9 protein-coding genes are annotated in these 11,469 nt (G+C 60.8%); 5 read left to right on the top strand and 4 right to left on the bottom strand.

Annotated elements, in window-relative coordinates; translation table 11 throughout:
* Positions 1-8: 8 nt before the first annotated feature.
* The gene (locus LVD08_RS00670) at positions 9-1,424 is read right to left on the bottom strand and encodes an acetyl-CoA carboxylase biotin carboxylase subunit (protein ID WP_027610345.1); all 1,416 of its coding nucleotides are present in this window, start codon (positions 1,422-1,424) and stop codon (positions 9-11) included.
* A gap of 189 nt (positions 1,425-1,613) precedes the next feature.
* Between LVD08_RS00670 and LVD08_RS00665 the strand changes: the two genes are divergently transcribed.
* Positions 1,614-2,576: a LysR family transcriptional regulator gene (locus LVD08_RS00665; protein WP_097089426.1), complete on the top strand. Its 963-nt coding sequence runs from the start codon at positions 1,614-1,616 to the stop codon at positions 2,574-2,576.
* Here the strand turns inward: LVD08_RS00665 and LVD08_RS00660 are convergent.
* The 3 genes from LVD08_RS00660 to LVD08_RS00650 form a co-directional block, all read right to left on the bottom strand.
* Entirely contained in the window at positions 2,518-2,730 is a 213-nt protein-coding gene (locus tag LVD08_RS00660; RefSeq protein ID WP_095137820.1) for a PA3496 family putative envelope integrity protein, read from the bottom strand. The two genes, LVD08_RS00665 and LVD08_RS00660, sit on opposite strands and share 59 nt — an antisense overlap.
* 238 nt (positions 2,731-2,968) lie before the next feature.
* Entirely contained in the window at positions 2,969-3,835 is an 867-nt protein-coding gene (gene hexR / locus LVD08_RS00655) for a transcriptional regulator HexR (RefSeq protein WP_007962240.1), read from the bottom strand.
* Between the two features lie 127 nt (positions 3,836-3,962).
* Positions 3,963-6,893: a GGDEF domain-containing phosphodiesterase gene (locus tag LVD08_RS00650; protein WP_209318220.1), complete on the bottom strand. Its 2,931-nt coding sequence runs from the start codon at positions 6,891-6,893 to the stop codon at positions 3,963-3,965.
* A gap of 201 nt (positions 6,894-7,094) precedes the next feature.
* On the opposite strand from LVD08_RS00650, the gene uvrD reads away from it, so the two are divergent.
* The 4 genes from uvrD to LVD08_RS00630 all read left to right on the top strand — a co-directional run bounded on the left by uvrD (position 7,095) and on the right by LVD08_RS00630 (position 11,450).
* Positions 7,095-9,278 carry a DNA helicase II gene (gene uvrD, locus LVD08_RS00645; RefSeq protein ID WP_095137765.1) on the top strand — a complete coding sequence of 728 codons (2,184 nt, stop codon included), beginning with the start codon at positions 7,095-7,097 and terminating at the stop codon, positions 9,276-9,278.
* Between the two features lie 135 nt (positions 9,279-9,413).
* Positions 9,414-9,854, top strand: a complete 441-nt coding sequence (locus tag LVD08_RS00640) for an EamA family transporter (RefSeq protein ID WP_247267149.1) — start codon at positions 9,414-9,416, stop codon at positions 9,852-9,854.
* A gap of 176 nt (positions 9,855-10,030) precedes the next feature.
* On the top strand, positions 10,031-10,906 hold the full coding sequence (locus tag LVD08_RS00635; RefSeq protein ID WP_247267148.1) for a Tim44 domain-containing protein: 876 nt from the start codon (positions 10,031-10,033) through the stop codon (positions 10,904-10,906).
* A 136-nt stretch (positions 10,907-11,042) separates the two neighbouring features.
* Complete coding sequence (locus tag LVD08_RS00630; RefSeq protein WP_024164487.1) at positions 11,043-11,450, top strand: SMI1/KNR4 family protein; 408 nt, start codon at positions 11,043-11,045, stop codon at positions 11,448-11,450.
* Positions 11,451-11,469 lie beyond the last annotated feature (19 nt).

The following is an 11,469-nucleotide window of genomic DNA, read 5'->3' as shown; positions in this document are numbered from 1 at the left end:
TGTATTCCTCACAGGCCTGCGTGGGCGGCGATGGCGGCGGCGATGGCCAGGGCCAGCTCTTCGGGTTTGCGCTTGATCGAGTAGTTGGTCAGTTCAGGGTGGCTTTCAACGAAGCTGGTATTGAACTGGCCGCTACGGAATTCCGGATTGCGCAGGATTTCCTGGTAGTACGCGGCGGTGGTTTTCACGCCTTGCAGGCGCATGTCGTCCAGCGCCCGCAAGCCACGGTCCATTGCCTCTTCCCAGGTCAGCGCCCAGACCACCAGTTTCAGGCACATCGAGTCGTAGAACGGCGGAATGGTGTAGCCGGTGTAGATCGCCGTGTCGGTGCGCACGCCCGGGCCGCCAGGGGCGTAGTAACGAGTGATCTTGCCGAAGCTCGGCAGGAAGTTGTTTTTCGGGTCTTCGGCGTTGATGCGGAACTGCAACGCGAAACCACGATGCTGAATGTCTTCCTGCTTCACCGACAGCGGCAGGCCGGAGGCGATGCGGATCTGTTCGCGGACGATATCGATCCCGGTGATTTCTTCGGTGATGGTGTGTTCCACCTGCACCCGGGTGTTCATCTCCATGAAGTACACCTCGCCCTCGGCGAGCAGGAACTCCACGGTGCCGGCATTCTCGTAGCCCACAGCCTTGGCCGCACGCACCGACAGGTCGCCGATGTAGGCGCGCTGTTCCGGGGTCAGTTGCGGGCTCGGGGCGATTTCGATCAGCTTCTGGTTGCGGCGCTGGATCGAGCAGTCGCGTTCGAACAGGTGCACGACGTTGCCGAAGCTGTCGCCGAGGATCTGCGCTTCGATGTGCTTGGGATTGACGATGCATTTTTCCAGGAACACTTCTGCCGAACCGAAGGCCTTGGTCGCTTCGGAGATCACCCGAGGGAAGTTCTGCTCGAGTTCTTCGCGGCTGTTGCAGCGACGAATGCCGCGCCCGCCACCACCGGAGGTGGCCTTGAGCATCACCGGGTAACCGATTCGGTCGCCCTCGGTCAGGGCTTCTTCGATACCCGACACGTTGCCTTCGGTGCCCGGGGTGACCGGCACACCGGCCTTGATCATGCTGCGCCGGGCTTCGGTCTTGTCGCCCATGCGGCGAATGACTTCTGCCGACGGGCCGATGAATTTGATTCCGCGTTCGGCGCAGATGTCTGCCAGCTCAGCGTTTTCCGACAGGAAGCCGTAACCGGGGTGCAATGCATCGCAACCGGTTTCCACCGCCAGATTCACCAGCTTGCGCGGGTTGAGGTAACCGGCCAGTGGCTCGGCACCGATGCTGTGGGCTTCGTCCGCACGCTTCACATGCAAGGCATGGCGGTCGGCGTCGGAAAAAATCGCAACCGAGCGGATGCCCATCTCGGCGCAGGCTCGCACGATTCGTACGGCAATCTCACCACGGTTGGCGATCAGGATCTTTTTTATCACTTGGAAATTCCCTTGAGCCGGTGGCACCACGACCTGCTAGACCCAGGTCGACGCGTGACCAAATGTTTCAATCTGGTCGCGCCCCCACACTAGCCCTCGCAAGGGATTAACAAAAATGAATAAAAATTGGGTCAGGCATAAGCAAAGACTTATAGTTAAACCATCAGCCTGCAGTCAGAGCCTATAAAAATGCGTAAGTCCTTGATGCGTATGACATTACGCCAATTGCAGATCTTCAACGAAGTGTGTGATTTACGTTCCTACAGCCGCGCCGCCGATGAAATGTCTCTGACACAACCGGCCGTCAGCCTACAGATTCGTCAGCTTGAAGAGCTGATCGGCCAGCCATTATTCGATTACGTCGGCAAAAAACTCTACATGACCGAGGCTGCCGAAGCCCTGCAACGCGCCAGCCGGGACATCTTCGGCCGTCTGGAAAACCTCGACATGCAGCTGTCGGACATGCAGGGTTCGCTGCAGGGCCAGTTGAAACTGGCAGTGGAATCCAGCGCCAAATACTTCGTGCCGCATCTGTTCGCCGCCTTCAAGCGCCAGCACCCGGAAGTGAACCTGCAATTGACCGTGGTCAACCGCGGCCAGGTGATTCGTCGCCTCTCGGACAACCGCGATGATCTGGTGATCATGTCGATGGTGCCGCAGGACATGGGCCTGGAATTTCTGCCGTTTCTGAACAATCCGATTGTTGCCGTGGCGCGCCCGGACCATCCGTTGGCACACATGGGGCCGCTGCGTTTGCAGGATCTCGAGCCTTACACGCTGCTGATCCGCGAACCGGGTTCGGGCACGCGACTGGCCTGTGAAGAGTATTTCAAAGAGAAACGCGTGCACTTCACCCAGACCCAGGAAGTGGCGTCGGCCGAAGCCCAGCGTGAATGCGTGGTGGCGGGCCTGGGCCTGGCACTGTTGACGCGCCACGCCCTGAACCTGGAGCTGGCGACCGGCGGCCTGGTCGAGCTGCCGGTCGAAGAGTTGCCGCTGTTTCGCAGCTGGTGCCTGGTGCAAGCCAAGGCCAAACGGCTGTCACCGGTGGCGCACGCCTTCCTGGCGTTTATCCGCAGCGAACGGGTGCAGATCAGCGCGCTGGTTGAACGCTTCGACGGGAAGCTGCGGGCGCTGCCTGCCAGTGATTAAGTTCGAGCTCCTCGGGAAAACCACCGATTTCAGCTTGAAGCTGACGGAGTTCGAAGCGATCTTCGATCGCACGACGGAATTCCATGCGACGCTGGTCTTCCTGCTGACGACGGGTTTTCGCGGCGCTGTTGCGTTCTTCGTAGGGCTGAGCCATTTCGAGTCTCCCAAGGCGAGTACGGGAGTTTCACGATAGGCGGGAGGGATGACGGTTTGGCTGCGCGGGGATGACAGTGCGATGAAACTTTTGAAAAGTGCGGTGCTATTGAGGACGCTTTCGCGAGCAGGCTCGCTCCCACAGTGGATCTTCTGTGAGCACAAATTTTGTGTCACACCGAGATCAAATGTGGGAGCGAGCCTGCTCGCGATTAAGGTCGGAACGACCTTAGATGACTTCAGTCATCCAGCGCTTTCACGGCCTTGGGGGATAGCCGCAAGCTGCGCAGGCTGCGCTTCACGCTCTTCAGGTGGTTGACCAGACTCGGCCCGCGCGCCATGGCCACGCCCATCGCCAGCACGTCGATTACCACCAGATGCGCGATTCGCGAGGTCAGTGGCGTATAGATTTCGGTGTCTTCGTGCACATCGATCGCCAGGTTGACGGTCGACAGCTCAGCCAGCGGTGTCTGGCTCGGGCACAAGGTGATCAGCGAAGCGCCGCTCTCGCGAACGAGGTTGGCGGTGATCAGCAGATCCTTGGAGCGCCCGGACTGGGAAATGCAGATCGCCACGTCGGTCGGCTTCAAGGTCACTGCAGACATCGCCTGCATGTGCGGGTCGGAATACGCCGCCGCCGTCAGCAGCAGACGGAAGAACTTGTGCTGCGCATCCGCCGCCACCGCGCCTGACGCACCAAAGCCATAGAACTCGACACGCTGGGCCTGGGACATCAACGTCACCGCACGCTGCAATTCCACCGGATCGAGCTTCTCGCGAACCTCCATCAGAGTGTGCAGGGTAGTGTCGAAAATTTTCAGGCTGTAGTCGGCGACCGAGTCGTCCTCATGGATCGCGAACTGACCGAAGCTGGCACCAGCGGCCAGGCTTTGCGCCAGTTTGAGCTTGAGATCCTGAAACCCGGAGCAGCCAATGGCCCGGCAGAAACGCACGATGGTCGGTTCGCTGATGCCGACGCTGTGGGCCAGGTCGGCCATGGAACTGTGCATCACGGCCGCAGGGTCAAGCAGCACGTGGTCGGCGACCTTGAGCTCCGACTTGCGTAACAGGTGACGTGACTGGGCGATGTGTTGCAGCAGATTCAAGGGCCTGGACTCTTCTTATGGGCAAGGATGTAGCACGCTTGTAGTTATACTACATGAATTGGCTTTTTGCCTGCTCAATGCGTAACTCCATGTCCCCATATCAGGCGCGATGGAGTGCATGTAGCCCTTAAAGCGGATTTCCCTGTTCGCGCAAAAGCCCAGCCAGACGCTCAGCCTCCACCGGGCGACTGATCAGATACCCCTGCACTTCGTCGCAGCGTTCAGCACGTAAAAATTCCAGCTGTTCTTGCCGCTCGACGCCTTCAGCCACCACTTTCAACGACAGCCCGTGAGCCATGGCGATGATCGCCCGGGTGATCGCCGCATCCTCACTGCCCTGCCCCAGCCCGCGAATGAATGCCTGATCGATCTTCACGTAATCCACCGGAATCCGTTTGAGGTAACTCAGCGACGAATAGCCGGTGCCGAAGTCATCGATCGCCAGCTTCACACCCAGATCACGCAACTGCTGGAAGGTCGCGATAATGTGTTCGACGCTGTCGAGCAACTGGCTTTCGGTAAGTTCCAGTTCGAGGTAATGCGGCGCCAGCCCGGTTTCTTCCAGCACCTGGCGCACCAGACTGACCAGTTTGCCCTGACGCAGTTGATGCACCGACAGGTTCACCGATACCCGAATCGGCTCCAGCCCTTGCCGCTGCCACTCGCACGCCTGCCAGCAGGCCTGGCGCAGCACGAATTCGCCGATCGGGCCGATCAGTCCGGTTTCCTCGGCCAAACCAATGAAGTCCCCCGGCGGCACCCGGCCCATGCTTGGATGATCCCAGCGCACCAGCGCTTCCGCCGCATTCAGGCGCCCGGTTTGCAGGCACAGCTTCGGCTGGTAGAACACCTTGAGCTGCTTGTCTTCGATGGCTTTGCGCAGCTGGTTTTCCAGTTGCAGGCGCTCAAGGGTACTGGCCTGCAGGCTGTCGGTGTAGAACTGGAAATTGTTGCCGCCCAGATGCTTGGCGTGTTGCATGGCCATGTTCGACTGACTGACCAGCGCAGAGATTTCCCGGGCGTTGTCCGGCAGCATGCTGATGCCCATCGAGGCACTGACCACCAGTTCATGCCCTTCGACCGTCAGCGGCAGACGCAGCTTGCTCGACAGCCGCGTAGCGACCCGCGCCAGGCTCGACAGGTTGCCGTAGGCATCGAACAGCACGGCAAATTCATCACCGGACAGTCGGGCGATGGTGTCGGCCTCCGGCAAGGCGTTGACCAGGCGTCGAGCCATTTTCTGCAACAGCTGATCCGCCACCTCGTGGCCGAGGCTGTCGTTGAGCAGCTTGAAGCGATCGAGATTGATGTGCAGCAGCGCCAGACTGCGGCGCCCGCCCTGACGCACGCGCTGATGGGCTTCGTGCAGGCGTTCGCGGAACAGCGAGCGGTTGGCCAGCCCGGTCAGCTCATCGTAGTGCGTCAGGAAGCGCATGCGCTCCTCGGATTCGCGCCGCGCCGATAGATCGGCGAAGAAGCCGACGATATGGCTGACATTTCCTCGACTGTCGCGCACCGCGTTGAGCTGCAGCCACTGCGGATACAGCTCGCCGTTCTTGCGGGTTTCCACCAGTTCGCCCTGCCAACTGCCGTGCTGCTCCAGCGCGTGGCGGATCGCAACGTAATGCCGGCGGGCATCACGACTGCACGGCAGTTCGACGACGTTGCGCCCGAGCATGTCTTCGATGTCATAACCGGTGACGCGGCTGAACGCCTGATTGATCGCGATCAAGGCGTAGTTCGGGTCGAGAATGACGATGCCTTCGCTGGCCGCTTCGAACACCGTGGCCGCCAGTCGCTGCTGTTCTTCGAGGCTTTTGCTCGCGCTGATGTCGCGCCGGGTGCCGACCATGCGGATCACCCGCCCACTGTCACTGCGCTCCACGGCGCGACCTCGGTCTTCGATCCACACCCAATGACCGTCGCCGTGACGTACGCGGTATTCAATCTGATAGTCCTCGGTGCGCCCTTTCAGGTGTTCGATCAGCGCCTGCTTGAGCCCTGGCACATCCTCCGGGTGCAGGCGTGGCTTGAGGTCGCGCAGGATCGCCGTGACGTATTCCGGCGCGAGGCCGAACAACTCCTGAATCTGCGTGTGATGGACTTCGTCGGTTTGCAGGTTCCAGTCCCACAGCCCCAGCTCACTGGCCTTCAACGCCAGGGCCAGACGGGCTTCGCTTTTGCTCAACGCCTGATTGGCTACGTCCAGTTCGCGACTGCGCTGCGCCACGCGATCTTCCAGCTCGATCTGTGCTTCACGCAATTGGCCCTCGGCACAGCGCCGCTGTTCGATCTCCTTGGCCAGCGCCTGATTGAGCTGCTCGCTGCGGTTCTGCGCTTGCTGCAGGTGTTCGATCAGGTGCTGATTCTGAAACCGTCGCAGCAAGCCACGATCAATCAGCCGATTGACCTGCCAGGCGACCACGCTCAGCGAACCGAGCAGAATCAGCCCGAGCCAGCCCCAACCGCGCGCCTGCTCATCACCGCCCCAGAACAGGTAGCCGATCGCCGGCAGCAGGCACGGCAAGGTAAAGGACAGAAACGCCGGCAGGCTGACGGCGTAGGCAACGCTGGCCGATAACGTCGCGGCACCGATCAGGCCGAACACCCAGGCTTGCTGCATGAAGTTGTCGGCAGGCACCAGGGCGATGCCGGCACCGGCCAGGGTCAGACCGGTCATGGTCGAGCCGAGCAGGAACATGCGAAACCAGATCGGCTGAGCCTGACGGTCCGGGATCGCCGAATCGAACGCGGCGACCTGAATCACCCGCAGTGCCACCAGCGACAACAACCAGACCAGCCAGATGCTGACCACGAAATAGCGCTGCGGGCTCCAGAGCAAAGCGGCGCAGACCAGACCATTGAGTAACATGAACATCGTCGGCAGCAGCGAGCCCTGATACAGCAGGCGCGTGCGTTCGACCGCCATTTCGACGGCGTAATGCTTGCGGATGACCCGGGGTTCCACAGAGGGGCCCGACAGGTCTGAGCTGAGGGTCTTGTGCAATGTTGTTGTTCTTATAAGAGTGAGCATGGGCCCGAAACGTGGACGGAGCATACACAAGCCAACCCCGTTGCCAAACTGCTCCAGATCATAATTTGCCGGAAACTTTCCGCCGTCCGATCACTGGCAAAACCCGCAGAGTGAGGCGGGCCGAAGCCTGTAGCCAGTGACCGACCGGTCGTCATTGGCGGCACTTTCATCGGCTAATGCAAAGCTCGGTTTGCCCGGGCCTGCGGCGCACCCTAGAATGCCCCGATGCGCGATGATCTCTCCCTTCTGCTGAACTCCCTCAACGATGCCCAACGCCAGGCCGTAGCAGCCCCCGTTGGCCGTCAGTTGGTCCTGGCCGGTGCCGGTTCCGGTAAAACCCGAGTGCTGGTGCACCGTATCGCCTGGTTGATCCAGGTCGAAAACGCCTCGCCCCACTCCATTCTGTCGGTGACCTTCACCAACAAGGCCGCTGCCGAGATGCGTCATCGCATCGAGCAGTTGCTGGGTATCAACCCGGCCGGCATGTGGGTCGGCACCTTCCACGGCCTGGCGCACCGTTTGCTGCGGGCGCACTGGCAGGAAGCCGGTTTGAGCCAGACTTTCCAGATTCTCGACAGCGACGACCAGCAGCGGCTGGTCAAGCGGGTGATCCGCGAGCTGGGGCTCGACGAGCAACGCTGGCCGGCCCGGCAGGCCCAGTGGTTCATCAACGGGCAGAAAGACGAAGGTCTGCGTCCGCAACACATTCAGGCCAGCGGCGACTTGTACCTGGCGACCATGCGCGGCATTTACGAAGCTTACGAGGCGGCCTGCCAGCGCGCCGGCGTCATCGACTTCTCCGAACTGCTGCTGCGCGCCCTCGACCTGTGGCGCGATCACCCGGGTCTGCTGGCGCACTATCAGAAGCGCTTCCGCCACATCCTCGTCGACGAATTCCAGGACACCAACGCCGTGCAGTACGCCTGGTTGCGCCTGCTCGGCAAGGGCGGCGACAGCCTGATGGTGGTCGGCGACGACGACCAGTCGATCTACGGCTGGCGCGGGGCGAAAATCGAGAACATTCATCAGTACTCGTCCGACTTCCCGGATTCGGTGACCATTCGTCTGGAGCAGAACTACCGCTCCACCGCCGGCATCCTCAAGGCGGCCAACGCCCTGATCGCCAACAACACCGGACGTCTCGGCAAAGAGCTGTGGACCGACGGTGGCGATGGTGAAGCGATCAACCTGTACGCCGCGTTCAACGAACACGACGAAGCACGCTACGTTGTCGAAACCATCGAAAGCGCGCTGAAAACCGGCCTGGCTCGGAGCGATATCGCGATTCTCTACCGCTCCAACGCCCAATCGCGCGTTCTCGAAGAAGCCTTGCTCCGTGAGCGCATTCCGTACCGCATCTATGGCGGCCAGCGCTTCTTCGAGCGCGCGGAAATCAAGAACGCCATGGCTTACCTGCGCTTGCTCGAAGGCCGTGGCAACGACGCCGCGCTGGAGCGGGTGATCAACGTCCCGGCCCGTGGCATTGGCGAGAAAACCGTCGAAGCGATCCGCGACCATGCACGTCACAGCGATGTGTCGATGTGGGAAGCGATGCGCCAACTGGTCGCCAATAAAGGCCTGACCGGTCGTGCTGCCGGCGCCTTGGGTGCGTTTATCGAGCTGATCGAGAACCTTGCCGCCAAGTGCATGGAGATGCCGCTGCACTTGATGACCCAGACCGTCATCGAGCAATCGGGACTGATCGCCTATCACGAAGCGGAAAAAGGCGAGAAAGGCCAGGCCCGGGTGGAAAACCTTGAGGAACTGGTCAGCGCCGCGCGCAACTTCGAAACCACCGAAGAAGACGAAGAGCTGACGCCACTGGCGGCATTCCTCGGCCACGCATCGCTGGAAGCCGGCGACACTCAAGCCGACGAGCACGAAGACAGCATTCAGCTGATGACCCTGCACAGCGCCAAAGGCCTGGAATTCCCTTACGTGTTCCTGGTGGGCATGGAAGAAGGCCTGTTCCCGCACAAGATGAGCCTGGAAGAACCGGGTCGCCTTGAAGAAGAGCGCCGCCTGGCCTATGTGGGCATCACCCGTGCCATGCAGAATCTGGTGATGACCTATGCTGAAACCCGGCGCCTGTACGGCAGCGAAACCTACAACAAGGTCTCGCGTTTCGTCCGTGAAGTGCCGAAGGGTCTGATTCAGGAAGTGCGGCTGTCGAACAGCGTCAGCCGACCGTTCGGCGGCAACCAGTCGATGAGCGGCAGCAACCTGTTCAGCGGTAGCGAGATCCCGGAAACCGGCTTCAGCCTCGGTCAGGCGGTACGACATTCGATCTTCGGCGACGGCGTGATCCTCAACTTCGAAGGTTCCGGCGCGCAGGCGCGGGTGCAGGTGAACTTCAGCGAAGGCAGCAAGTGGCTGATGCTGGGATACGCCAAGCTGGAAGCCATTTAACGCAGGACCAATGTGGGAGCGGGCTTGCTCGCGAAGGCGTCGTGCCAGTTGGCTTAAATGCCACTGAAATAGCGCATTCGCGAGCAAGCCCGCTCCCACAGGATTGTGTCGGCTGGTTGATCAAAGGACATTGCCATGGGCTCAGGCTTCTTCTCTTCCTGGACATTCTGGGCCCTGCTCTCGGCAACTTTTGCCGCGCTGACGGCGATCTTCGCCAAGATCGGCATCGAAAACGTCAATTCCGACTTCGCTACCCTGCTGCGCACCATCGTGGTCCTGATCAGCCTGGCCTTGATTTTGTACGCGACGGGCCAATATCAGTCATTGGGATCAATTTCCGCCAAGAGCTACTTGTTCCTGCTGTTATCTGGCCTGGGTACCGGCGCATCGTGGTTGTGTTACTTCCGCGCGCTGAAAGTCGGCCCGGCTTCGCTGGTCGCGCCAGTTGACAAGCTCAGCGTGGTGCTGGTGGCGGTGCTCGGCGTGATCCTGCTGGGCGAGAAACTCGACCTGCGCCAATGGGGCGGCATCGGCCTGATCACCGCCGGTGTGGTAATGCTGGTGTTGCGTCGATAAGCAGGTTTCCCGCTGAACCTATCCCATTTTCCTACAGACAAAAGTACATGGCCTTATTGCTTCGATGGAGCTGAACCTAAGCTGTCAGGCAAAAGCCCGAAACACTCTCTCGCTAGCCAGTAACACTTCAGCTGTGCAACATGGCGCGCGTGTCTCCACAAACGGGAATTCCCTTTATGAAACGTTTTCTTAGCATCGCCATGGCGTTGTGCATCGGCCTGACGATGAGCCTCGACGCCAACGCCAAGCGCTTTGGTGGTGGCAAAAGCGCCGGCGCTGCGCCGACGCACCAGACCAGCCAGATGGCTCCTTCTTCCCCAGGCATGGGCGGCGCAGCAGCGACCGCTGGTGCTGCCGGCGCTGCCGGTGCCGCGGCCAAGGCTGGCGGCGCTTCGAAATGGCTTGGCCCTCTGGCCGGTATCGCCGCCGGTGGCCTGCTCGCGTCCATGTTCATGGGCGGCGGTTTCCAGGGCATGCAGATCTTCGACATCCTGATCATGGCCGTGATCGCGTTCGTGATCTTCCGCTTCATCGCTGCGCGTCGACGCAAGCAGCAGGAGCACCTGGCTCCGGCCGGCGCGCCGATGCAGCGTGAAGTGTTCGAGCAGAAGCCTGCCGCCATGGGTTCGATCTTCGGTGGTTCGGCCGCGCCGGTTGCCGCTCGTCCGGTGATCAACGCACCGGCCTGGTTCAACGAGCAGAACTTCCTTGCCGCCGCGCGCAGCCACTTCCAGTCGCTGCAGCAGCACTGGGACGCCAACGAAATGGACAAGATCGCCGAGTTCGTGACCCCGCAGATGCTCGAGTTCCTCAAGCGTGAGCGTGCGGACCTGGGCGACGGCTTCCAGTCGACCTACATCGACAACTTGCAGGTACAGCTGGACGGCGTGGATGATCGTGCCGACAAGACCATCGCCACCCTGACCTTCAGCGGCGTGTCGAAGACCTCGCGTTTCGATCAGGGCGAAGTGTTCAGCGAAAGCTGGAACATGGAACGTCCACAGGGCGACAACCAGCCTTGGCTGGTGGCCGGTATCCGCCAGAACGGCTGATCCCTCGGCGTTACGCATGCGGTAATAAAAACCCCGGCCTCGGCCGGGGTTTTCTATTTCGCGGTTGCATCTATAGCGAGCTACTGTATAAACCGGCCCATATAAACCGCGCCATTCAAGCAAGAGGATCCCGGACGTGGAAGAAATCATCGAACAACTGCGCGAAGCCAACGAACCCGTACCGGTTCCCCTGGAATTGCCCGACGAAGACCAGCTGGTAGAAATCGAAGAAGAACTCTTCATCAACATCCCGTTCGTCTTCAAAGAGTTTCTGCTGACCGTCAGCGACGTGGTGTACGGCAGCCTCGAGCCGGTGACCGTCACCGACCCGCAATCACACACCTACTTGCCGGATGTCGCGGCCAATGCCTGGGACGCTGGCGTACCGCGCGACCTGATCCCGATCTGCCAGGACGGCGACAACTACTACTGCGTCGAAGAAGACGGCACCGTGGTGCTGTGGTCCGGCGAAGAAGAGCTGATCACCGAAGAGTCCTGGGAATCGGTGTGGCACTGGGCGCGGGACGTCTGGCTGGAAAGCTGATTCGCCAGACGCCCGGGTC

Source organism: Pseudomonas sp. YL2, assembly GCF_023063025.1.
GTDB lineage: Bacteria > Pseudomonadota > Gammaproteobacteria > Pseudomonadales > Pseudomonadaceae > Aquipseudomonas > Aquipseudomonas putida_A.
Note: the sequence above shows the minus strand (reverse complement) of the source record. Positions and strands in the feature narration are given on the sequence as shown.